Source organism: Psychrobacter sp. AOP7-B1-25, assembly GCF_052376195.1.
Lineage (GTDB): Bacteria > Pseudomonadota > Gammaproteobacteria > Pseudomonadales > Moraxellaceae > Psychrobacter.
Map to the genome: position 1 here is coordinate 16,807 of NZ_JBQSVK010000016.1, position 24,444 is coordinate 41,250.

The following is a 24,444-nucleotide window of genomic DNA, read 5'->3' on the forward strand; positions in this document are numbered from 1 at the left end:
AAAGATGCTTTTTTCATGCAAGGTTTTTTTTATGGATAGCCACATTATTTTTGTGATTAACTCGGTTAAGACTAAACGCTTAGACATTTTGACTAAGGCTTGTACTCTAGTCTCGTGATATCATGTGGCCATTGTGATTAGTACAACTTACAGTTAAAGGCGGATATGACAAAGACGATTCCAGCGTATCAACGCATCAAAAATGCCATACTAGACAACATTCATTCTGGTAAGTGGCAAGCAGGGAACGCGATTTCGACAGAGATGGCACTGGCTGAAGAGTTTGGTGTGTCTCGAATGACGGTCAATCGCGCGTTAAAAGAGTTGAGCGAGGAGAGGGTGCTAGAGCGCCGGCAGGGATCGGGGACGTTTGTCGCGCAGCAGCAGTTTAATCATACATTTGTAGAAGTGCGCAATATTGCTGAAGACTTAAAATCTGCCAATCGTGACTATGAAGCAAAGGTCGTGAGTAAGCGTGCCATTACCGCTGATATGCTTGATAATGAGTTGCGTCGCAAATTTGGCATCGATGAAACAACCGCACTTTTTAATACAAGTACTCATACGAACGCTAGCGATACACCTGTACTATATGAAGTAAAAATCATTCACTTTGCCGATGGTCAGCCCATACAATTTGAGGAACGCTGGGTCGATGCAAAAAAAGTGCCACAGTTTATCGATCAAGATTTTAGTGTGGTCAATACCAGTGATTACTTAATTGCCAAAAGCCCTCTAGAGAGCGGTAGCTACACTATTCGAGCATTAGCAGCTCCTGATGATATCGCTGAATTTTTGCAAATTGCGCCGCAGTCACCAACGCTTGTGTTGCGCCGGCAAACTTACTCAGCAGGTCAGGTCGTTACCTTTGTAAAAATGTGGCATGCTGGTGATCGTTATCAGTTTTCAGGCGAGCTATAACTATAGTTAGTTGTGGTCAAGTGCTTGCTCAATAATTTTGTACGTTGTCATGCTCAAAGTAAGTTACTATATTCATAAGCTGCTATTTATCTAAATGACTGTTTGCCGAAGTAGCTGTTTATTGAAGTGGCTATTTACTAGAGTAGCTATAATATTTGAACAATCGTTAAAAATTGAAATATAATATAGAAATAGTATTGAAAAATAGCCCGAATAGCCTCAAATCGGGCAGCCAAAGCCGAACATTGCAGGGGAGTTTATATTGTTCTCTTGTATCGGCTTGCCCTATTTATTAGCATCGTACATTTTATTAGCGCTGTGTGTCTTATTAGCATTTTGCGTTTTCACTTTATTTATTCACTCTTATAAGGACGTCTTATGAAATGTCGTACTCTCTTAGCCCTTGCTGCTAGCACCATGTTCCTTGCTGCTTGTGGTCAATCTACTACCAATGAAGCCGATACCAGTGCGACTGACAGCACTGCTACAGGCGGTTCTGATTTGCTACAACGTATTAATAATGGCGGCACTATCAACGTCGGTACAGAGGGTACTTACCCTCCATTCACGTACCATGATGAGAGTGGCAAACTAACGGGTTATGATGTTGAAGTCACACGTGCAGTCGCTGATAAACTAGGCGTCGACGTTGAGTTCAAAGAAACCCAATGGGATGCGATGTTGGCGGGTTTGGATTCAGGACGTTTCGATATGGTGGCTAACCAAGTTAGTTTGACCACGCCTGAGCGTAAAGCAAAGTATGACAAAGCAACGGCTTATAGCTGGTCAGGTGCGGTAGTATTGGCACCTACTGATGACAATCGTTATAGCTCGTGGGAAGGTCTAAAAGGTCTAAGTACTGCGCAATCACTTAGCAGTAACTATGGTGAACTTGCAGAACGTTATGGCACAGAGATCGTTCCTGTTGATGGTATGGCGCAAGCGATTCAATTAGTAAAGCAAGATCGTGCTGACTTTACAATGAACGACAATCTAGCAGTATTGGATTATCTCAAAAAATTCCCAGATGCAAATCTTGAGATCAAACTGACGGCACCTGCTAGTGAGTTACGTGGTTCAGGTCTAGTGCTTATTAAAGGGGACGATGAAGTCGTAGAAAAACTGAATGGAGCAATGGCTGAATTGGCTGATGAAGGCACACTCACTAAGCTTAGTGAAGAGTTCTTTGGTGCTGATATAAGTCAACAAAAATAATGTCAGTTTCTATCATGTCAGCTTCTGTAATGTCTACATCATGGTTCGCGGACTTATTGGCAGTATTGCCATTTATGAGTCCTGATCGAGCGCAGATTGTCATCTCGTCGTTTTGGCCAATGCTCAAAGGCGGTATTTATTATTCGATACCGCTGGCATTGATATCGTTTGCGATTGGTATAGCCATTGCACTGACAGTAGCATTGATTCGTATCGTTCCGCGCGCAAGTTGGTTCCATGAAGTCATTTATCGGCTTGCCCGTATCTATGTGTCCGCAATTCGCGGTACGCCGATGCTGGTTCAGTTGTTTATTATTTTCTATGGTCTGCCAAGTGTCGGGGTAAAACTTGATCCTTTTCCTTCTGCAATTATTGCGTTCTCTTTGAACATCGGTGCGTACGCGTCGGAGACAGTGCGTGCTTCGATCTTATCGATACCAAAAGGGCAGTGGGAAGCAGGATCGACGGTTGGCTTGACGTATCTACAGAATTTTCGTCACGTGATTTTACCGCAGGCACTTAGAGTGTCGGTGCCGCCGTTGTCTAATACCTTTATCAGTTTGGTAAAAGATACCTCACTGGCGTCACTGGTGTTGGTCACTGAGCTATTCAAACAAGCGCAGATTATCACGGCTCGTAACTATGAGTTTATGTTGGTCTATACAGAAGCAGCGATTATCTACTGGGGTATCTGTCTATTCTTGACTTTTATCCAAGGCAAGCTTGAAACTAGGCTAGATCGTTATGTGGCAAAATAATTGATGGTTGAATAGTTATTAGCCATATTTCATTAGCTGCAGAATTATTAGTTATACAAGTGCTCACGAATAAACAAGTCACAAATAGAGACCAGTACAACAGGAATTTTTATGATCAAAGTCACTAATATTCATAAAGCCTTCGGTGGCAATCAGGTGCTAAAAGGCATCGACTTGACCATAAACAAAGGCAAGGTAGTCGTAATATTAGGGCCTTCAGGATCGGGTAAAACCACCTTTTTGCGTTGTTTAAATGCGCTAGAGATTCCTGATCAAGGTGTGATTGCTTTTGATGACGATAGTTTGAGCGTCGACTTTGCGACTAAGCCAAGCAAAAAATCACTACTAGCCCTACAGCGTAAGTCAGGTATGGTGTTTCAGTCTTATAATTTGTTCCCACATAAGACAGCGGTTGAAAACCTAATGCTTGGGCCGACAGTAGTACAAGGACAAACTAAAGCACAGGCCCGTGAGCAAGCTCTCGTACTATTAGAGAAAGTTGGGCTGTCAGACAAGGCGGATCTTTATCCGTTCCAGTTATCTGGTGGTCAGCAGCAGCGTATTGGTATTGCTCGTGCGCTTGCTATTGAGCCGTCCTTACTACTGTTTGATGAGCCAACCTCTGCGCTTGATCCAGAATTGGTACAAGATGTTCTTGAGACCATGAAACAGTTAGCGTCTGAAGGTTGGACGATGGTCGTGGTGACGCACGAAATCAACTTTGCCCGCGATGTGGCGGATCATGTGGTACTGATTGAGGACGGTCATGTGGTCGAAGAAGGCAGTGCCAAACAGCTGTTTGAAGACTCAACGCACCCTCGTACGCAGGCATTTTTGCAACGTATTGAGCAGTAAAAACGTTTGTTTTTGCGTATGTAATAAAACAAGAAGCCCCAATCATGATGCCATGGTTGGGGCTTTCTTTTGTCAAAGTAGGTCAAATATATTCTGTATAGGCAGCCAGTAACACTATACCTTTTGTCGTTGTTTTAACCAACGAGGGACGCGAGGAGCAGTACCATTTAACACAGCATTTAATAAAGCTGCTAGTAAAATAAGCGCCACGCCTAGATACTGAATCCAAGATAAAGACTGATGTAGTAACAGCATAGCAAGTGCAATCGCAGTCAATGGCTCAAAAATCGTAAACACCGAGGCACGAGTGGCAGGCAGTTTTTCCAATGCTTTCATATATAGACCAAATGGCACAACCGTTCCTAACAATGACAATCCTAAAACGTAACCCCAAGTCATTAAGGGAAGGCTTACTAGCTGATCATAAGTGTTGTAAGTCTCAGGCAAGAATAGTAATACGCCAGCACTAATGATAATAGAGGTGAAAAATACCAAGGGAGCGGGGTGAGCGTAATGCATCGCGCGCTTGCCCAATACGCCATATAGCGAATAACACATTCCTGCTGACAGGCCGAGTAGAATACCCCAGTTAACTTTTGCTTGCTCGCCTAACATCGTTAAGCCCACACCTAACACTGCCATGAGTGCTAGCAACACTGATTTTCGAGTAATGGACTCACTCAGTAAGAATTTCGAAAACAATAAACTAAACACAGGTGCGGTATAGAGCAAGGCAACGGCAGGGCCAGCACCAACGTAACTGACCGCAAAAAAATAGCAGACAGACATACCAAGTACGCCTATCAAAGACTGCATCGCCAAACCAATCCACTGTTTTGGCTGTAATTTGATGAGATGCGGCCACAGTTTTGGTAGCATGGCTAAAACGATAAAGGCCGCCGTGACGATACGTAATATCGTTACTTGCCAACCGCTAAATCCAATTTGATTTAGGTAAGTTGAGAATATACCTAATGTGCCCCAGCAAATAGCAGCCGTAATGATTTGAATGGTGCCTAGCCATGATTGATGGGAATGGGTCGTTCCGCTATCGATGTTTGCCATACTATTTCCTTCTTAGGAGCTAAGTGACATAAGGTTTTGTAAGATTGCTGTTGATACAAGCTCTCCAAGCAATACTGAAATAAGAAAAGACAACCTGATTAAAGGCTGTCTTTTGTTTGTTTCTTCAGTTTATCACTAAAAGAGAATAAGTAGCTATTAGGGCGTGTCTTAAATTCAATCAATAGTCATCTAAAAGAAGCAAAAGTAGCTGGCACTTGCTAAAAAAATGCTAAACCATCTAAAAAATACCGAATCATTGACGAATATTCCATTCCTGTTCGCATCATTTCTTATTTCTATAGTCTCTGTTAATCAATCCATAAAAAGAATGTTTGCTCTCGGAGAGCATTTCGCTGAATAAAGCACGCTTTTTCCACTTGGGTTCTTGGTAAGTGATCCGTATTAGCCCCACAGTTTTTTGATCGCTGTTTTACCCACTGAGTCTGCTCTTTTTTAAGATCAGCCGCCATATCTCTACCGTACAAGCGTCTGACTTCATTTCGCGTTACTCTGTAACTTTCATTCAATACTTTATCAGACGTATTATATATCTGGTCAACTAGAGTAGGTTGTGAGGCTAATGGCAGATAAGTTGCATTTTCTTTATAGGTGGCACTATAGGTATCGACTGTCCATTTACTTCTTATAGATATTTTATGGTTCGATGTATCTATAAACCCATCAAAATCTTCGCCCTCAAAGGTATAACCCTGAAATCCACAAGGGGTCACGCCATCTTTACATAAGCTATGTTTGGTTTGCGCAGAGTAGTACTTAACAGCATAGGGTGATTTGCTAGGTTCTTGTGTTGTCTGCAATAGCCGTCCTAAATCGGGAGCGACTAGCAGCATACTGTTGCAAGTCACGCTCCCTTCTGCACAGCTCTCATAGAGGTTGAGACGTTGACCTTGGATGTCCATTCCTAATGTAAAGTTTGCCTGTACAGGTTCTACCGCTGAGCTGACAGAAGTAGACAATATTACGCTCAAGAGCAACGTAGTACGTCCGAGTAAGTTGGACTTATTTAGGCCTGAAACAGACATAGGAGTAGTCATACAGATCTATACCTGTAGCAAGAAGTTACTTAGTAATCGCTTAGCGCCTTCAGTAGCAAATGACTCAGGGTGAAACTGTACACCCTGGATAGGATAGTCCTTGTGAGCCAATCCCATAACCTCATCACCAGTCAATGCTGATTCGGCAAAGCTCAGTTCAGCACGGCTGTCATTGGCGACCACTGAAGTGATCGTCAGGCAACTTGGGATAGTGTCGGCTTTAACCACTAGCGAGTGATAGCGCATGATCTCAAGCTCTTGTGGTAAGCCTTGATATATACCAGCACCATCATGGCGAATCGATGAAACCTTACCATGCATCGGTACACTGGCACGTATGACGTCACCACCGAATACGTGAGCGATGCCTTGCATACCTAGGCAGACACCTAGTAACGGCACAGTCTTACCTAGTGTCTCAATGACCTCGCTACATATACCAAAGTACGCTGGATCATCAGGGGAGCCAGGGCCAGGTGAGATAATAATTCTGTTAAGGTTCATCGCTTGCACATCTGCTAAGGTGATTTCGTTATTGCGTTTAACGATGACGCTGGCTTCTTTATCACTGCCTAAAGTCTGTAAAATCTCGCCCACGTACTGGTAGAGATTAAAGGTAAACGAATCGTAGTTATCGATAATTAAAACATTCATGGGTCATAAACTCTTTTGTAAAAATATAGCTAGGTAAAATATAGTCAAGATACGAATTACAGTTGATGCTAATTATGGCTGCATAAAGCTGTCTAATACGACTTTCATTGCAGACAGTTTGCGCTGAATCTCTAGGTACTCATCGGCTGGATTTGAGTCATAAACGTTGCCACCGCAAGTTTGTGCATAGGCAGACTCGCCACTAACGAAGAGACTACGAATAGGAATGGCGAAGATACAGTCACCGTTGAAATTAAACGATCCTAATGCACCGCCGTAAGCACCGCGACCATCTGGCTCTAGCTCGTTAATTACTTTGATAGCTTCCACTTTAGGTGCACCTGACAAGGTACCAGCAGGGAAGTTGCTGGCAAGGGCACTGAACATATCTTCGTTCGGGTGCAAAATACCAACGATTTCAGACGATATATGCTGCACGTGGGAGAAGCGTTTGATATCCATCAAGCTACGTACTTTTACCGTCCCAAATCGTGCCACACGGCCAATATCGTTACGATGTAAATCGACCAACATATTGTGCTCGGCAATTTCTTTGTCATCGTTGAGCAATGCGCGAGCAAGCTTACGATCTTCGATCACATCAGCGCCGCGCTTGGCAGTTCCTGCGAGCGGATAGGTTTCCATTTCACCCTGACGCAAGCGGAACAGTAGTTCAGGTGAAGCACCAATGATGCACTGTTGAGCAAATTTCATAAAATACATGTGCGGCGATGGATTGACGGCACGAAGTTTTTCGTAAATCGGCATTTTGTCACCAACGATACGATACTTGGATTTGAAGCCGACTTCGCACTGAAAGATACGACCAGAGATGATGTCTTCTTTGACTTGCATAACCACATTGGCATGCTCCTCTTGGCTCATACCATCACCTAAGAACTCAATTTTAGGTGCATCATAGCTAGGCGTTGGTTCATCGAGTAGGGCTTTGATTTGCTCGATGCGGCTTTCTTGTTGATCGGTCGGGTAATAAAAATAGAAGATTTCCCCAGTCATTTTATCTAGCGTCAATCCATCTAGATAGACGCCAAACTTGAATGGTTCAAAGTCTTCACTGGCCTTCGCATTAAGACTTGGTTCAAAAAAGTTCACGCAGTCATAACCTAAATAACCGACCAGACCACCACTTTGATCACGAGCGATGACATGTTGCGGCGTTATATCGCGTAGCAGTTGATAAGGGTTGTCGGTTTGATAATAACTTGTCTCAGCAGTTTGGTTATCGATAATCGCAAGCGTGTTGCGATCTAGTGCAGCAATAGTCGTAACAGGGTCAAAACCAATCGCATGATGGCGCGATATATGGCTGTCTTCGCCTAATGATTCGAGCAAATAGCAGGTATCAAAAGCACTTTCGATACGCTTGAATAGTGCAAAAAAATCGATATCTTGCGTCAGCTTGATACGCTGGGGCTTGCTTGGGATATCGATAGGTGCAGGTTTAGTCTGTATGCGTGTAATAGAGGTCATAACAAAGTCCGAAAAAATTCAAATATGTGTCGATTGATAAATGTGAGAGTAAAAAGCTAAATAGTATCATCAGAGTGCTTAAGAGCAGTCTCTATGAGTAGTCAGTAATGCGCTGACATCGTGGCTCTGTTTGGCCTTTGCACCGCGAGAGACAGTGGCGATACCAACCCCTAATTGCTCGGAGATATCACGTTGGGTGATACCGCGATCCAGCAAGTCAAAAATACGTATACGGTTGGCGATATCGTGCTGTTCTTTATCAGTTAGCAGTGCACTGAGTAGTGCTTCGATATCTGTGCTATCAGTACAGTTTGTCAAATGTTTTACTAAGCTCTGATAAGGATCGGTAGTCATAATAAGTAGTCTTAGCCAAAGAAAGTAGATAGGTCGCTTACTGAGCGAATGTCCTCCAAAGGACTATCTTGTTTCAGTATTCTAGTACAGCAGTACAAGAAAAACAAGTGATAGGCAAAATCGTTGGTAACTTACTTGAAAAATAAAGGCAGACTTGACACGTTTGCAGTCTATAGCGGTAACTAGCAGAGTATCAAAGGTGGTATGCACCAGTGCTCTAGTATCGTTTTGTGCATTTTACCCATCAATAATATTCACGATAGAAATTTCTAACATTAATTATTGCCAAATTGTTAATACTTAGTTATTATGCTTTTCATTATTTAAATGCTAATCATTATCATTAATATTTATAATGTTATTCGTATATAAGTGTTTTTGAGGTTTCGAGTATTTCGGTAGGCACTATTTAAAAAGTTGTTTGACAGTAACTTTTAAAAATAATTCTAATTTCTTATAGTAAATAAAGTGAGTTTGTTATGCGCGAAGTGAAGTTGTCAAAGCTATCTAGTCAATTGACAGTATTGTCTATAGGTGTTGCTGCTGTATTGTGGACACAGGCTGCTAGTGCCGCAACGGCATCAGACGTGCCAAATACAACGTTACAGACTATCACTGTAACAGCGAATAGCTCAGTACGCGATAACGCGCAAACGGATTCTGTTGATTCGACCCAGTATATACCTGCAGGGCAAGCGAGTCTTTTGAATGACTTTTTAGACGGCGTACCAGGCGCTTCAGTAGGCGGTACAACGGCAGTTAATCAACGTGTACGTATCCGTGGGTTTGATGATACGAATTTAAAAGTGACTGTTGATGGTGCTCGTCAAGAAGGCTATGCATTCCACCATGCTGGAGATTTAGTCATTGACCCAGACTTGTTGAAGCGCTCTGAAGTTTCAGTGGGTAATAATTCAGTTACTCTAGGTAATGATGCAATTGGTGGTGCGGTTGCTTTTGAGACAGTCGATGCTGCAGACTTGCTTGATGTCGATCAAAAGATAGGCGCAAAAATCCATACAGGCTACGGCAGTAACAATGATGAGCTGTTAACCTCAGCGACCGTATTTGCTGCACCGACAGAAAAAGTTGATTTATTGGCTTATTATGGCAAACGCTCATCTGAAGCAGGTGAAGATGGTGCTGGTCGTGATATTCAAACGTCAGATGGTGATACAGAGAGTATTTTGTTAAAAGCAGGCACCTATTTAGGTGACAGCCATCATGTCAGTGGTAGTTTTAGCCGTACTGAAAATGATGGTATGTACCCAAACCGAGCAGATTTTCCATTGACTGATGAAAACGGTTGGAACCCTGTCGTACCTTGGAAACAAAGCCGTGATACCTATACGCTAGAGTATGGCTACAACCCAGCCAGTAACTTAGTGGATGTCAAAGCCAATATTTATCAATCTGAAACAGAGCTTGATAAAGATAATGGATCTATTGCAGTTGACTTGATCACAAAAGGCGGCAAAATCGAGAACACCAGCCTAATAGACAGTCAGGTGGGATCGCATAAGCTGATTACTGGCGTTGAATATTACACAAAAGAGTCAGAGGTAACTCGTCTAGGTGTCCTTGGCGGAAGTGATGAGGCAAAAAATACGTCTGTATATTTAGAAGACCAATGGCAGATGGGTAAATTAACGCTAACACCTGGTGTTCGTTATGATCATTACGAAGCACCAAAAGATGTAGCAAATGGTGAAACGTATGACAATGTAGTTGGCGCTTTTGCCGCCAGTTATCAAGTGTTGCCAAGCACCAATATATTTGCAAGTTATACCCAGTTGTTCAATGGTCCTGATTTACAGGAAGCCATCCGTAATACAGATGGTGAAGATAAATATATTTCTTCTGATTTAGAGCCTGAAACTGGTAGTAACTCTGAGGTTGGCGTATCAACTATTTTCCGTGGCTTAACCACTGAAGACGATTCGTTACAGCTCTCTGGTAAGTACTTTGTGACAGATTTAGAAAACTGGATTACGTACGAGAGCGGTATTGATTGTAATACAGGGCTGGCCTCTGATACTGGTACATGCGCAGGCTCATTTAATGCAGATGAAGATTATGAAGTCAAAGGGGTAGAGCTCTCAGCTGATTACCGTACCAATAACTTCAATATGGGCTTGAGCTATGCACGAGCGCGTAGCGAAGGCAAAGAGACTGGCTATAGTTTGTCTCAAGGCACTGGTGATGAAAACGACTCTGGTGATAAGTATATGGTTAACTTGGGATATGCACCAACTGATACGCTTGATTTAGGCTGGCGCAGTACGTACGTGACCTCTATCAATCCTAATACAGGTGATGATACAGATACCGAAAAAGAAGGCTATGATGTACATGATATATTCATGACCTATACGCCTCAGCAGTTAGCGGGCGTGAAAGCGACGCTAGGTGTGTACAATATGTTTGACGAGACTTATGCAAATCACTCATCGCGCTACTCAGACGATTCGGACTATACGGATTATGCGATGGGAAGAAACGTAAAAGCTTCTTTAACGTATCAGTTCTAATTTAGCTTATCTAAATTAAGTCTAATCGTACTTATAAAGCCAGCTGTCTTACATGGTAGCTGGCTTTTTTTACGAGATTTTTGAAAGTGCGGTTTACCTAAGAGTAGATGTTAAGTCGCTCGCTAGAAGATGAGTACCGTATAGATAGTATATAAGTTAAATCGTATGCGAGCGTTACGCCAATATTCTAAACCACGGCGAGATATCATCGAAGCTCATTTATATATCTCAAGTTATTAGACATTTCTATAGATGTATTGAGCATTAATTACACAACTAATAAACTCAAAATATAAGAATGCAAACATTAATGATAATTATTATCATTAATGTTTGCATTCTTATATTTATCTTGCTAAAGTGTGTTTCGTTCATTACAGAACAGTTAATAGCTCTTCGCTATATTCTGTTTATAGAGACTTTATTGCGATAATTATTTAATTCGTTGGCCAATGCTAGTTATAGCGTCATCAAACTTTTAACCCTACTCAGTACATGCCTTTATTCATTTGCCTTATATTCATATTTGAGCCTCTTGGCGATATTTAGCTATGTTTTAGTAACACACGTATTTGCGAATACGTCTACTTATGTGTGCTTGCACCGAGAAAGCATCAATAGCATTGCATAGAAAGTGGCTAAAACCGTTCACTGACGGTGAGACAAATAGGTATTAAGGAAACTGAGCGCTTCAAGGAATATTATTTATGTCAAACCAATCAGGTTGCTCTGATTCTTCAGTCATCACTTCTTCAAAAAACTTTCAACGCGTCGTGACGGGTAAGCTTTTGCTAAGTATCGCTGTGGCATCTATTCTTAGTAGCACGGCTGTTGCTGCGGAGAGTGACGAGGTATCAGTTCAAGGAGTGACCGAGCAAGAAGCGATGCCTACGACGACACTAGATACCATTGTGGTACGAGCGGCAAGAGAGGAGTTAGAGCAGGCGGCAGGGCTGTCTGTCATTAGTAAAGAAGCCATCGAAAAAGCATCCGTTTCTAATGATATCTCGGAGATTGTCCGTAAGATGCCAGGTGTGAATTTGTCAGGATCGTCGACGTCAGGTCAACGTGGTAACCAACGTCAGATTGACTTGCGTGGTATGGGGCCAAACAACACGCTTATCTTAATTGATGGTCGTCCTGTCACTTCTCGTAATTCCTCACGACCTAGTCGTGGTAGTGAGCAAGACACGCGTGGTGACTCGCAGTGGGTACCACCAGGCGCTATCGAGAGCATCGAAGTATTGCGGGGTCCAGCAGCTGCTCGCTATGGCTCTGGAAGTATGGGCGGTGTGGTAAATATCATTACCAAGCGCCCGACTGAGTCAGAGTTTTCTGTGACTGGTCACTATGAGGCACCAGAGAGCGATTTAGAAGGCAGCAGCTGGCGTACTAACGTCAATATGTCTGGTCCTTTGACTGATAAGCTGTCCTCACGTACTACCCTTGGTTACCACGATAGCGAAGGGGACGATCCTTATATCAATGCGGCAGAAGCGCTAGATGACTCAGTAGCAGCAGGTACGGAAGGTGTCGAAAATATCGATGTGCGTCAGTTGTTTGAATACGCAATGAATGCGATGAATACGGTCGGTGTTGAGGTCAATTATAGCCGTCAAGAGAATCGCTGGGCAGGTGATTCATTATTCCAAACCGTGAACGAAAATTTGTTAGATGAGTTAGATGGTGAAACAACCAATAAGATGCAACGCTATGGCGCGGCGATCACCCATCGCGGTGAGTACGATAACGCTAGTAGTAACAGTTTTATAGAGTACACTCGGACCATTAATGAGCGCTTGGGTGAAGGTAGTGCGGGCGGTGGTGAAGGTCAAATTCAGCTACCTGACGACGGCGAGGATTTTGAGTGGACAGAAGCGACTTACGACACGCTAAATGCTAAGTCAGAGTGGGATGTTTATTTTGATCGTCATACCTTGACTGCTGGTGCTGAGTTCCGCGGTGAAAAGCTGGATAACCCTGTGGTATCTGATTTGTCATTTGCAGATGGTTTTGATTTTGGTGATGTAGAGACCGACCCTAAAAAGCGTGATCCAACCTCAGATGCTTATCTCATCGGTGCTTACTTAGAAGACAACTATGAGATTACGCCTGATTGGTATATCACGCCAGGCTTACGCTTTGATTATCATAGCGAAGCTGGCAGCAACTGGTCGCCTAGTATCAATACCACATGGCACTTTAGCCCTGATTGGTCAATGAAGGCGGGTGTCAGTCGAGCATTTAAAGCACCATCGCTATACCAGCTTGACCCAAACTATATTTATTATACTGGTGGTAATGGTTGCCCATCTTGGGTGCCTGATGATGAAAAGGGTTGTCATGTATTGGGTAACCCTGACCTAGAAAACGAAACTTCTTGGAACAAAGAGCTGACCTTTACCTATGATGATGGCACTGGATTGAATGCTGGCTTGACTTATTACCATAATGCCTATGATAACCGCATTGGCGCTGGTACGGATCGTGTGGCGCTAGATACAGCGACAGGCCGCTCGATCTTCGTATGGGACAACCAAGGCGAGGCAATTGTCGAAGGTTTAGAAGGTTTTGTACAAGTACCAGTCACTGACAATGTTTCATGGTCTTCTAACATCACTGGCAACATCCGCTCAGAGCGAAAAGACAATGGCGAGCCATTATCACTCATTCCTAAATTTACTGTGAACACGGGTGTCGATTGGGATATTACGCCGCGCTGGAATGCCGACTTTGATGTGAGCTATTACGGCACGATTGAAGCCCCTACGATTTCAGTGACGACAGGAGAAGATAATGGTGACCCGTTGCTCGATCGCGAGCCGTATGCCATTGCTAATATTGGCACTCGCTATGATTTGACTAGTGGTATAACCGTTGGGGCTGGTGTCAAAAACTTATTTGATACAGGTGTTTATCGTGAAGGTACTGCTACGAATGCTGGTGCACGTACGTTTAATGAGCCAGGTCGTACTTATGTGTTCGACGTTAGCGTTGACTTCTAATCGGTAGGCACAAGGTTTGTTCAATCACAAAAGGTCTGAGCTATTGGTTCAGACCTTTTGTGCTGTCAGTAATTTTTTTTAAATGGCTTTCTTTAAGTGAACCTCTTTCAATAGGCCTTTTACAGAAGCTTTTTTAATTTTTTAATCAATAACTATCATAATATAACAGCAGATTCATTTATGTCATTTAATCTTCGCTATAGCTGCCTTTGGATTCACCGTTATACTGGTCTTGCCATGGCCGCTTTTTTAATTATCGCTGGTATTACTGGCACGCTATTGGCATTCCATGAGGAGTTGGATGATGTCTTCAATCATGAACTGGCTCAGGTTGATGTCCAAGAAACACCGCAACTGCCTATTGCCACGCTTCATGATAGGGTCATCAGTACATATCCGCAGCATACTTTTTCTAGTATGCCAACCTCAATAGAAGCTGATCGGGCTGCGGTGTTTTCGGTAGATCGAGTCCGAGGTAAGGCTGCCCAAAATCAACCAAAAGCACCGTTTCAAGAAGTTTATGTTCACCCCTATACAGGCGATATCATCGGTACTCGTGATAGGGATGAGTGGGCATGGCGTAACACCATGTGGAAAGTGTTTTGGCTACATCGTGATTTGTTGCTTGATGATATTGGCAAGCTGATATTAGGTATTGTCTCGCTCGTTTGGACAATCAATTGCTTTATTGGCTTTTATTTGACTTTTCCTAGAGCCGCTAAAAAGAAAAAATCACAGAAAAAACAATCCGCTAAAAAACGCGCGTCATTTCTAAAGCGTTGGTTACCCGCATGGAAAATCCGTACCAAGAGTAACCTGTTTAAACTCAATTATGATTTGCATCATGCTTTTGGGTTATGGCTTTGGGGTATTTTATTTGTCATCGCTTGGTCGAGTGTTGGTTTTAATTTACAGCAAGTCTATCGACCCGTGATGCAGGCAGTCATTGGATTAGAGGGTCGAGAAGAAAGACAAGAGAGGTCAAAAAAACCACATGAAAAAATGAGAAAGGCACCTAGTGTCGAAGCTGGCACTGAAGCCACTGACATCAGTGCTTTGGATACTGTTGATGTGGTCAATAAAACCAACAGCATTGCTTATTTAAGCGAGCAGGCAGACATCGCCGCTCAACGTCAGGGCATGAGCGTACAGCAGTTATTAGGTATACGTTGGATTGCGGATGACAGTCAATGGCAACTACGCTTTAAGACGGATAAAGATATTGGTAAAAAAGGCGGTGCGTCATCTATCACGGTCAATGCAAAGACAGGTAGCGTTGAGCGCGTGAACTTTGGTTATCAAAACTCATCATTTGGCAGTAAAACAAATCATTGGTTATTGACCTTACATATGGGACATATTAGTCACGGTATCGGCCATTTGCTGTATCAAATATTTTTGGCGTTGGTCGGTTTGGCTGTGACAGTGTTGTCCATTACAGGCGTTTATCTGTGGTGGAAAGGTCGACAACAACGACTGAAAGCGGCACAAAAGCTCAGATAGATACTAAGACATAAGATATTAGGACATAAAATCAATACGCTCAATATAGTGTTGGTGCGAAGGCGATGGCATTCGTACTGGCAATGTACTGAGTTTTTTATTACGTATAATACAAGACACTAAACCGTATCAACAATCACTGGTCGGCCTTGATGATTTAGCACAGTCACATCGACGTTGTATAACTCTTTCATCGTTTCTTGCGTGATGACATCGACAGGCTGACCAACCGCCATCACTTGGCCTTCTTTCATGGTGACTACGGTGTCAGCGAATTGTGTGGCTTGATTGATATCATGCAGGACAATTACCACGGTCTTTTGCTGACTGTGGCTAAGCTGACGCAGCTCACGCATGAGGCGGCCCGAATGATACATATCCAAGTTGTTTAATGGCTCATCGAGCAGCAGATAGGGCGTATCTTGGCAGACAATCATAGCGATAAGTACGCGCTGACGCTGCCCACCTGACAGCGTTGACAAGAAGCGCTCGGCAAGTGGCTCAAGCTCAAAGCGTTCGAGAATTTCTTGCACTTTTTGCTGATCATCTACGGTGGGTTGTCCTTGATGATATGGATAGCGCCCAAACATCAGCAGCTCATGTACGCGCAGGCGTCCTTGTACATGATTGTCTTGCCCGAGCATAGCGACAGTCTTGGCAAGTGTCCGTGCTTGACAGCTGACAATATTATGTTCACCGAAGCTCACTTGACCAGATTGTAGCGGCTGCAAGCGGGCCATGACAGAAAACAACGTAGACTTCCCAGCGCCATTAGGCCCAATCAGAGCAATCACCTGTGCTGTTGGTAAGGTCAACGTAATGTCATGCAAGATCTGTTGTTTACCGATATGGTGAGAGATATTATTCAGTTTAATCATAATCGTCTTATTTTAAAAAATCTTAGGGGTTTCTTGATGAACCGTATTGGCTAAATGAATAATGTCAGCTAAATAGTCATAAAGAACGACGTTGAGACATAAATATCAATGCCAAAAACATCAATCCGCCCGCTAGCTCTATTACCACGGATAGTACGCCTGCCATGTCTAGCACTTGCTCAAAGATAGTCTGCCCCAGCACCAAGCAAATCATAGCGACCAAACTGACCAATATCAGCCGCTCACTGTGATACATATGACGGGCAATACGATTGGTTAATGCACACACCAATAGACCAAAGAACGTCACAGGGCCCACTAATGCCGTGGCTGTGGCAACCAGTACAGCGATGACAGTTAATAATCCAAATGCTAAGCGTTGATAGTTGATACCAAGGTTGACGGCTTGGGATTTACCAAGCATCAACACATCACACTGGTAACGCCAGCGCCACACGAATATCGCCGTGATAGCACAGATAAATAAGCTGATACCCAATAGTTGAGGGTTGACCGTATTGAACTGAGCATAACTGGCAGACTGCACGACCACAAAATCATCAGGATTGATTAGCCGTGCAATGAGTGCTGATAAACTGCGAAACAACACACCAAAAATCACACCCACCAATATCAAGCGCGTCAAATCCTGATTGCTCTTAGAAAATAGTAGCTTAAACAATAATAACGACGCGCCAAACATTAAGACAATCTCTAATGTGAATTTGGCAATAGGATCGAGACTGGTAAAGCTAATTGCACCTAAAAAGAAAACCAGCAAGCTTTGCAACAGAACATAGAGCGAATCGAACCCGAGTAGGGAAGGCGTTAGAATGGGGTTATGGGTCAATGTCTGGAACAGTAACGTCGATACGCCAATCGCATAGCCAACCACCATTAATGCCAGTAGTTTTTTGCCGCGTAGTGGCAGCGCAAAATCCCAATAGCCATTGACATTGAGGGTCAGAAATAAAGTCATCGAGATAAGTAGAATGATAGCTGCTATGGATTTTGGATGTGCAGCTATGAATGCCCAAAATTTTGCTAACTGACTTTGGGCAGCGGTTGAATACTGATTATCTGCTGAAGATGAGTTATCTATCGTTGTGCTGGTTTTGGTAGCACCAACCTTTGTAGAAGCAAGCTTAGTTGATGAGAACATATAAAACCCCTATGGTGCCAAGCCTAGCTAATAAAGCAAAAACAAACGACGGTAAATGAGTGCTGAAAATGAATACAAGTTAGTAAACATAATGCTACTGTTCAGCTGGAGCACGCAATAACAGCCATAAAAACAGTACCGTACCAACCACACCGAATACAGTGGCGACGGGCACTTCAAATGGATAACGAATAGAGCGCCCGATAATGTCGCACAGCAATACAGCTGAAGCACCAAGCAGGGCAACGGCTGGCAAACTGCGACGCAGCTTATCTCCCATAAGTCGGCTCACAATGTTTGGCACGACCAGCCCAATAAAAGGAATCATTCCAACGGTGACAACGACAACAGCACTCATCATGGCGACCATACCGACGCCAATCCAAGTGACCTGACGCTTACTAATACCTAAATTCAATGCGATATTGTCACCCAAGCCGACGATGGTCAGCTTGTCAGCAATGATATAAGCCAACACGCATAGACCTCCTGTGAGCCACAACAGCTCATAGCGTCCTGCTAGCACACCCGAAAAATCACCAAATTGCCATACACTTAGCATCTGTAGTGATTCAGTTTGATAGGCGATAAAAGTGGTGACTGCTTCAATGATACCGCCAAAAACGATGCCAATCAGCGGAATCATCAAAAAATCAGTGGGCGGAATACGATGAATTAATAGCATAAATAGCATCATGCCAAAGACGGCAGCGATGGTCGCCACGCCCATTTTGACGATGAGGGCGCTGGCAGGAAACAGTAAACTGACTACCAGCAAACCAAGTGCAGCACTTTGCGTCGCACCAACCATGGAGGGTTCTACAAAGCGGTTTTTTAGCACCACCTGAATAATCATTCCAGCCACTGCCATCGAAATACCAGTCAAAATAATCGCGATGGTACGCGGTATGCGGCTAACCAATAGTAATGAGCTGTCGGAATTGGCACTCTGAGTCAAAAGACTCTGTAAGATACCTGACCACGAAAAGTCAGCCACACCAATAGATACGCTCAATAACACTAAAAGCCCCATAAGAATGAGGCTTGCTGTATTGATGAACCATGGTGGTATGACGGTACGTCGATATTTATGGTCTAGAGACTTGCTGGGATTGATCCCAGCATGAGCACGGTGTGAAAATAACGACATAATCTCTACTGGCTTAAAAATGAACAGTGTTAACGGTAATAATATTTACTGGTGTAACAATCGTTTGCATAGAAAACAACGTTATTTAGCACTAGCAAAAGCATCTTTAATCGTTGTTAGATCCTGCATCCATTGATAGTAGCCGCCAAATGCTAAGTACGAGTCTGGGCTCAAATAAACCACCTGCTGTTTGCTCCATGCGTTGGTTTGGGCAACCAAGGGGTTGTCTAATACGGCCTTGGCACCAATACCGTCTTCACCAATCGCGGCACTACGATCGACAACAAATAACCAATCTGGATTGGCTTTTTGAATGTATTCAAACGATATCGGCTGACCGTGAGGCGCATCGGTAACTTGGTCATCTGACATTGGTACACCTAACACAGTATGGATAAAACCATAGCGAGACTTTTCCCCATAGGTTGACATTTTGTTGCCATTGACCATGACTACTAGGCCAGTCCCTTTATTTTCTTCTGTCAGACTCTTGGTCTCAGTGATGAGGCCATCGATGTTCTGTTGGAGCTTAGCTGCTTGATCACTTTTACCAAACAACGCGCCTAGATCATGTAGTCGCTGCTTGCTTGACTCATAAATATTGGCTGTATCAATACTCATGTCCAATGTCGGTGCGATGCTTGATAGCTCGTCGTATTTTTCTGCCATGCGTGAACCGACCAAGATAGCTTGTGGTTGCATCGCGTTTAGCGCTTCAAGATCTGGCTCAAATACCGTACCTACCGCTTTTGGATCAGGCTGTGTTTCTGAGTGTAGATTTTCTAGTAATAGACCGCCAGGCGCACCATCAACTGCCACATCTAATGCAGCTAAGTTTTGCATCAACGTCATATCGTAAACGACAAGTGGTGATGGGTTCATGGCAAGCTCAATATCACCTTTTACGGTGTTTACCGTAATTTTCTCAGCAGATACATTATCGTTATTAGCAACGTTCAGTGACTCATCAGCCGTTGGGTTTTCAGTTTTTGCGTCTGCTGGCTCAGAATCATTGGTTTCAGTCGAGCTACATCCTGCCACGACAGTAGCTAACAATGCTGTCATAGCAGCAGTCAATAATGGACGTTTGAAAAAAGATGCGGTAGATCTGCTAGATAATAAGGTAGTAGGCATAATGAACTCGGTCTATCAAAAAATGTTTAAGCAATCGTCTAAAGTAATTGCAAATGAATGATATTAAAAATATTAAGTCTGAAAAATGCTTGAGATAAAAAGTACAAAATAAATAATTTACTTGGTACCAACCAACTAAATTTCTATAAGAATCGTTTTGACTAAAATAGTATGAGTAAGCAATATAGGCGTTATACTAAAGTAATTGAGACTCATTATCAATATAAATGATAATGGTTTTTATTAACGGTACTTGCTATATTAAACTAATATATAATTTGATGAGAAATAAGCTTTAAGATAGTAGGTGTTAGAAATAGATAATGTTCACAAAAGCGATAGTTCCGATAGGTAAAACTATTAAGCAACATTACGTGTTAGAAATGTATTAAATAGAAGAAATATCCTAAATTATTATTGATAATAATTATCGTTTGCATTATTATCTACGTCATTATATTTCGAGTAATAAACATTAGGCTGTTATGAGTTCAACGGATTTAGACGCGCCACCACTTAAATCGCTATTGCTAGCCATTGTCGCAGTCATAGGACTCCATGTGCTTGCCGCAATTGCATTAGTGGCAATAAAAACACCTGAACTCAAACCTGAGCCAAAAAAAGAGATGTCCCCGCTTGAGATAAAGTTTGTGTCGTTACCGGCTGAAACGGTCTTAACTGAGGTCGAAAAGCAAACAGTCACAGCTAAAAAAGAAGTACAGCCTGAGGTACCAGTTCAGCCAGCGCCGCAACCTGAACCAAAGCCTAAAGAACCTGTTAGACAACCAGTAGAGACACCAGCGAAACCAAAAGAGCCTGTGGTAAAAAATACAGAGCCGAGAGTGACGCCTGTTATAGCGTCAGAAAAGCCTCGTCCTGATACCAGTCAAAAGGTCGCCCCAAAAGAGCCACTACCGAAACCGAAGGTTGATAATTCAGCGGCTGAAGCACAGCGCAAAGCAGCTGCCCAAGCTGAATCAGAGCGACAAGCTAGAAAGGCAGAGCAAGAGGCACAGGCTAGGGCAGAGCAAGAAGCCAAAAGAGTTGCTGATGCCAAAGCTGCCGCAGAGGCCGCTGCACAAGCAAGAGCTGAGGCAGAAGCAGCAGCTGCTTTAGCACAGAGTAATGAGCCAGTGAGCTTTACTGCTAGCTCAGCTAACTGGGCATCTGCACCAAACTTTAGTTTCCCTGAGCGAGCGGCACGTAGAGCCCGTTCTGGTGATACGCTTAACGTGGTCTTAGTATTACGAGTCAACAAGCAAGGTGGTATTGATAACGTACGAATTGCTCAATCATCAGGTAATCCGCTATTAGATAAAGAGGCCAGACGTCAAGTACGGTCTGGCAGATTCAAACCTTTTACTAAGAATGGTGTACCCGTAGTAGGTGATGTGACCCTACCGATCAGTTACGCTGTTCCTTGATAGCTCATATTTTATAACAACGTATTTATTGATAATCTTTCATAATCAAACTAAACATGATATTTACCTCAGCATCATGTAATGGCATTACACATTAAGGAGTCTGACATGGACTTTATGCAATATTGGCAAATCAGCGATATGGTGACAAAAACGTTGTTCTTTTTGTTGCTTGCGTTATCTATTCTCTCTTGGGTGACAGGTATCGTCCGCGTATTGCAAAGCCGTAAACTGGCGACCAATGTAGCAGATGATTTGAGTCAGCAATTACAAGCCAAACAGTCTGACTTGGTCAATTCTGATGCTGCCACTCGTCGCTTGGTGACTGAACAGACTCTACTGAAGCATATTGGTCGCTATCGTTTTGCTAGTGAGCGCGGTTTGCCGATTCTTGGTACGACAGCAGCGATTGCACCATTTATTGGTTTGTTTGGTACTGTATGGGGTATTTTCCATGCCTTGCACAATATTGGTATGAGCGGTCAGGCAGGGTTGGGACAGGTTGCAGGGCCAGTCGGTGAGGCACTAATCATGACAGGTCTGGGTATTGCGGTCGCGATTCCAGCTGTGGTGTTTTACAACCTTGCAGTACGTATCAATCGTCGCATAATGTATCAAGCCAATGATAGAGCGCATGATTTATTGGCGCAATCAACGGGTCTTGTGGACACTACAAAGGTAAACGCGAGCAATCCTGCTAGTGCCTCACCAGTGCACGCTGCATCAAGCAGTCGTACAACTACGAGAGAGACTCAGCATAGCAATAACTACAGTAATTCTGTGCCAAAGCAGCTATAAATAGTGTTGACGTTACAAGTATTAAGGCTACAAGCGCTAAGTCTATAAAGGCTAAAATGACAAGTCGAAAAACGGCTTGGCTGTGTGAAAATAACCAAAAGCATTGAGAGTAACTATGGCATTTCAATTGGGTGATGATGACGTACGAAGCATGGATGAAATGAACCTTATTCCGCTTATCGATATCATGCTGGTATTGATGATTATATTTTTATTGACAGCGACCGTGTTAAATCCGACGGTACCTTTAGATTTGCCAGAGACTAGTGCAGCGCTTAATGAAACGCCACCAGAAGCGATTCAGGTCAGCATTGATAAAGACGCGGGAATATTCTGGGACAGTGATCCAATCAGCATGGAAGAGTTAGAGACACGCTTGCAGCAACAAGGCGAGACTGGTAAGAATCCAGCGGTCCAGTTACGTGCGGATAAAGAAGGCAAGTACGATATGGTCGCTCAAGTACTGGCAGCGGCAAGTAATGCTGGACTGACCAAAATCGCATTTGTGAATGAATAGATAAATATTTAGTAGCTTAAGCACAGTGAGTCAGTGTTAGTAGCTTTGGCTCTACATTAGAAAACTGGCTAGATAAATCAATAGCCCAACCAGTAAGACAACCAGCACCGCTATAATAAAAACAATTAAAATAATAAAATTATCTCCAACCTCATTAACGACTTAAACCTCAAATTAAGTCATTGGTGAGGTTTTCTTTTTTTACCAGCCATAACCAAATGGACGATAGCCGTAACCGAAACCTACATGTCTATAGCCAAGTGGGTAAGGCGAGCGTAAGTAGTCAAGATCGCGCTGACGAATATAATAGTAGCGCCCTTGAGAGTAAGCTTCTTCTAACGTCTCAATACCTTCTAGCGGGCAAACAGGTTGCCAGTCATAGCCCTCGCGACCGAGCTTATAAGCGTTCAGCTCAGTACAGTAGTTTTTGAGACCTTGCTGACGTCCTTGCTCCCATTGGATACGGTTAGGGCTAGCACCGCCAGCACTGGCGCAGCTATTGGTATAGTGACCAAAGTAGGCACCTGAACGTCCTTGCGAGCCATCAGCGTAACCAACTTCTTGCCAGTTGCTGCTTTGACATTGCTGCGGCGTTAGACCCTGAGTCGTGGCACAACCTGATAATGTCAGTACTACCGCACCAAGTAGCGATAGGCTCATGCTTGTTTTGCTAATGACTTTATACGTTAGCTTGCGAGCGTGATAAGCGCTTGATGAGTTTGACTCAATAAGATAATTCATAATAAACCTGCGCGCGTTTAAAATTATGGTTTATCATAGCACTTTTTTGAGCAGTCCATTTTTTGTCTCTGGTTTTTATAGCGTGCTGTGTTCGGTAAGTTTATATACGCTAAATAGCTGATTTTATAGTGTAAGTTGCTAAGTTGTCATATATTTTAAAAGCACTTTCTGCACCGCGATTGGACGACAACGCTTGATTTTTAACGGTTCGTGCTCATTATAAGCCTTTATATATAGTTGTTTATTATCGCGCTAACCGTAATTTGTACGTACTATTTATAAATAGTGGTTCATTAGCGATATTTACCTGTATATCTTTTAGTATTTTTTTCATTTAGTCAAAAGGCTAGACCATCATGGGAATATTGATTGGCGTTATCATTGTACTATTCGTATTAGGGAGTATGATGGCGCTCAAACCGAACGGTATCGATCAGCGTTTGGATAAGCTGCGTATGACCGCGCGTCGTTTACAGCTCAATCCAAAGCTCGTTTCGTGCCCTGATTGGATCAAAGGCCGTGATAATGAGTATGGTCGCGGTATGCTTGGACAGTACTGCCTGATATTCGAAGACACTAAATTGCCACATACCCGTTATCAAGTGATTGATGGACAGTGGCGACCAGACAGCAGTTTTGTCGATACCAGTATAGACGATAAGACACTTACTATTCCAAGTGCGATTCGTTCTAGTCAAATTAGCAATAATCCAACGGTTAAAAAAACGGATTTTAGCTTGGATCAAGTGCCGTTAGATTTGCCAGTAAGTATCGAGCCGTTTGTTAAAGGTCTATTGACCAAGGCAAATAGCATTATTATCTACTGGGAAGATATTGCTTATGTACGTCCAGCATCTAACCCAACGTACCATCAAAAACGGATTGAAGCAGATTTATTAGTGCTCAAAGAAAACCTTGAGAAATGGGCGCTACAGATGCAAAAATAAGCATAAACCTAGTAAAGCTTTTTTTCGTCTCCATTAAAGGGCAATATATAAGCGGTTTTTCATATTCAAATTATTTAAAGTTGACAGTTTAACGCTTAGCAGTGTAACGTCTTTATAACTATATCTTTATTTTATGGTTATTATTTGTTTAATAACCTTTTTTGTCAGTAGCTATTATTACTATAAATAGCTAAACCATGGCCAAACCATGAGTATTAGCTTCCATAAATTGCTGTGCTGCTGAATTTAATCTTACTTCTAATTTACTTATATTATGGTGTCGTCA

General features: G+C 42.9%; 21 protein-coding genes. 11 read left to right on the plus strand and 10 right to left on the minus strand.

The genetic code is table 11. The annotated features are described in order from the left end of the window. Positions 1 to 165 precede the first annotated feature (165 nt). The 4 genes from ACT3QR_RS11460 to ACT3QR_RS11475 all read left to right on the plus strand — a co-directional run bounded on the left by ACT3QR_RS11460 (position 166) and on the right by ACT3QR_RS11475 (position 3,749). Positions 166 to 921, plus strand: a complete 756-nt coding sequence (locus ACT3QR_RS11460) for a UTRA domain-containing protein (protein ID WP_444521458.1) — start codon at positions 166 to 168, stop codon at positions 919 to 921. A gap of 378 nt (positions 922 to 1,299) precedes the next feature. After that, positions 1,300 to 2,136, plus strand: a complete 837-nt coding sequence (locus tag ACT3QR_RS11465; RefSeq protein ID WP_444521459.1) for a transporter substrate-binding domain-containing protein — start codon at positions 1,300 to 1,302, stop codon at positions 2,134 to 2,136. Between the two features lie 14 nt (positions 2,137 to 2,150). Beyond that, positions 2,151 to 2,894, plus strand: coding sequence for an amino acid ABC transporter permease (locus ACT3QR_RS11470; protein ID WP_444521460.1), 744 nt, complete (start codon positions 2,151 to 2,153; stop codon positions 2,892 to 2,894). Positions 2,895 to 3,005: 111 nt separating this feature from the next. Continuing rightward, the gene (locus ACT3QR_RS11475) at positions 3,006 to 3,749 is read left to right on the plus strand and encodes an amino acid ABC transporter ATP-binding protein (RefSeq protein WP_444521461.1); all 744 of its coding nucleotides are present in this window, start codon (positions 3,006 to 3,008) and stop codon (positions 3,747 to 3,749) included. Between the two features lie 114 nt (positions 3,750 to 3,863). On the opposite strand, the gene ACT3QR_RS11480 is transcribed toward ACT3QR_RS11475, so the two are convergent. From ACT3QR_RS11480 to ACT3QR_RS11500, 5 genes are all read right to left on the minus strand, one after another. Next, on the minus strand, positions 3,864 to 4,814 hold the full coding sequence (locus tag ACT3QR_RS11480; protein WP_444521462.1) for a DMT family transporter: 951 nt from the start codon (positions 4,812 to 4,814) through the stop codon (positions 3,864 to 3,866). 308 nt (positions 4,815 to 5,122) lie between these two features. Next, entirely contained in the window at positions 5,123 to 5,869 is a 747-nt protein-coding gene (locus ACT3QR_RS11485; protein ID WP_444521463.1) for a lysozyme inhibitor LprI family protein, read from the minus strand. A gap of 6 nt (positions 5,870 to 5,875) precedes the next feature. Beyond that, a complete protein-coding gene (locus ACT3QR_RS11490) occupies positions 5,876 to 6,523 on the minus strand; it encodes an anthranilate synthase component II (protein ID WP_444521464.1) in 648 nt (215 codons plus the stop codon). Positions 6,524 to 6,595: 72 nt separating this feature from the next. After that, positions 6,596 to 8,014, minus strand: a complete 1,419-nt coding sequence (locus ACT3QR_RS11495) for an anthranilate synthase component I family protein (protein WP_444521465.1) — start codon at positions 8,012 to 8,014, stop codon at positions 6,596 to 6,598. 78 nt (positions 8,015 to 8,092) lie between these two features. Continuing rightward, positions 8,093 to 8,368 (minus strand): Trp family transcriptional regulator, encoded by a 276-nt coding sequence (locus tag ACT3QR_RS11500; protein WP_444521466.1) that lies wholly within the window; start codon positions 8,366 to 8,368, stop codon positions 8,093 to 8,095. 479 nt (positions 8,369 to 8,847) lie between these two features. On the opposite strand from ACT3QR_RS11500, the gene ACT3QR_RS11505 reads away from it, so the two are divergent. The 3 genes from ACT3QR_RS11505 to ACT3QR_RS11515 all read left to right on the plus strand — a co-directional run bounded on the left by ACT3QR_RS11505 (position 8,848) and on the right by ACT3QR_RS11515 (position 15,407). Beyond that, positions 8,848 to 10,899: a TonB-dependent receptor domain-containing protein gene (locus ACT3QR_RS11505; RefSeq protein ID WP_444521467.1), complete on the plus strand. Its 2,052-nt coding sequence runs from the start codon at positions 8,848 to 8,850 to the stop codon at positions 10,897 to 10,899. A 707-nt stretch (positions 10,900 to 11,606) separates the two neighbouring features. Next, the gene (locus ACT3QR_RS11510; protein ID WP_444521468.1) at positions 11,607 to 13,904 is read left to right on the plus strand and encodes a FepA family TonB-dependent siderophore receptor; all 2,298 of its coding nucleotides are present in this window, start codon (positions 11,607 to 11,609) and stop codon (positions 13,902 to 13,904) included. 180 nt (positions 13,905 to 14,084) lie between these two features. Beyond that, positions 14,085 to 15,407 carry a PepSY-associated TM helix domain-containing protein gene (locus ACT3QR_RS11515; protein ID WP_444521469.1) on the plus strand — a complete coding sequence of 441 codons (1,323 nt, stop codon included), beginning with the start codon at positions 14,085 to 14,087 and terminating at the stop codon, positions 15,405 to 15,407. A 119-nt stretch (positions 15,408 to 15,526) separates the two neighbouring features. Here the strand turns inward: ACT3QR_RS11515 and ACT3QR_RS11520 are convergent, their stop codons facing one another. The 4 genes from ACT3QR_RS11520 to ACT3QR_RS11535 all read right to left on the minus strand — a co-directional run bounded on the left by ACT3QR_RS11520 (position 15,527) and on the right by ACT3QR_RS11535 (position 19,731). Beyond that, positions 15,527 to 16,285, minus strand: a complete 759-nt coding sequence (locus ACT3QR_RS11520; protein ID WP_444521470.1) for an iron ABC transporter ATP-binding protein — start codon at positions 16,283 to 16,285, stop codon at positions 15,527 to 15,529. A gap of 76 nt (positions 16,286 to 16,361) precedes the next feature. Further along, positions 16,362 to 17,447 carry an iron chelate uptake ABC transporter family permease subunit gene (locus ACT3QR_RS11525; protein ID WP_444521471.1) on the minus strand — a complete coding sequence of 362 codons (1,086 nt, stop codon included), beginning with the start codon at positions 17,445 to 17,447 and terminating at the stop codon, positions 16,362 to 16,364. A 94-nt stretch (positions 17,448 to 17,541) separates the two neighbouring features. Then, entirely contained in the window at positions 17,542 to 18,597 is a 1,056-nt protein-coding gene (locus ACT3QR_RS11530; protein WP_444521472.1) for an ABC transporter permease, read from the minus strand. 81 nt (positions 18,598 to 18,678) lie between these two features. Then, positions 18,679 to 19,731 carry a siderophore ABC transporter substrate-binding protein gene (locus ACT3QR_RS11535; RefSeq protein ID WP_444521473.1) on the minus strand — a complete coding sequence of 351 codons (1,053 nt, stop codon included), beginning with the start codon at positions 19,729 to 19,731 and terminating at the stop codon, positions 18,679 to 18,681. 485 nt (positions 19,732 to 20,216) lie between these two features. On the opposite strand from ACT3QR_RS11535, the gene ACT3QR_RS11540 reads away from it, so the two are divergent. The 3 genes from ACT3QR_RS11540 (at position 20,217) to ACT3QR_RS11550 (ending at position 22,470) form a co-directional block, all read left to right on the plus strand. Beyond that, positions 20,217 to 21,155 (plus strand): energy transducer TonB, encoded by a 939-nt coding sequence (locus tag ACT3QR_RS11540; protein WP_444521474.1) that lies wholly within the window; start codon positions 20,217 to 20,219, stop codon positions 21,153 to 21,155. A gap of 108 nt (positions 21,156 to 21,263) precedes the next feature. Continuing rightward, positions 21,264 to 21,953, plus strand: a complete 690-nt coding sequence (locus ACT3QR_RS11545) for a MotA/TolQ/ExbB proton channel family protein (RefSeq protein ID WP_444521475.1) — start codon at positions 21,264 to 21,266, stop codon at positions 21,951 to 21,953. A gap of 115 nt (positions 21,954 to 22,068) precedes the next feature. Continuing rightward, the gene (locus ACT3QR_RS11550) at positions 22,069 to 22,470 is read left to right on the plus strand and encodes an ExbD/TolR family protein (protein WP_444521476.1); all 402 of its coding nucleotides are present in this window, start codon (positions 22,069 to 22,071) and stop codon (positions 22,468 to 22,470) included. 201 nt (positions 22,471 to 22,671) lie between these two features. On the opposite strand, the gene ACT3QR_RS11555 is transcribed toward ACT3QR_RS11550, so the two are convergent. Then, positions 22,672 to 23,211, minus strand: coding sequence for a DUF2799 domain-containing protein (locus ACT3QR_RS11555; protein WP_444521477.1), 540 nt, complete (start codon positions 23,209 to 23,211; stop codon positions 22,672 to 22,674). A gap of 356 nt (positions 23,212 to 23,567) precedes the next feature. Here ACT3QR_RS11555 and ACT3QR_RS11560 point away from each other — a divergent pair, with 356 nt between their 5' ends. Then, positions 23,568 to 24,158 carry a hypothetical protein gene (locus ACT3QR_RS11560; protein ID WP_444521478.1) on the plus strand — a complete coding sequence of 197 codons (591 nt, stop codon included), beginning with the start codon at positions 23,568 to 23,570 and terminating at the stop codon, positions 24,156 to 24,158. Positions 24,159 to 24,444 lie beyond the last annotated feature (286 nt).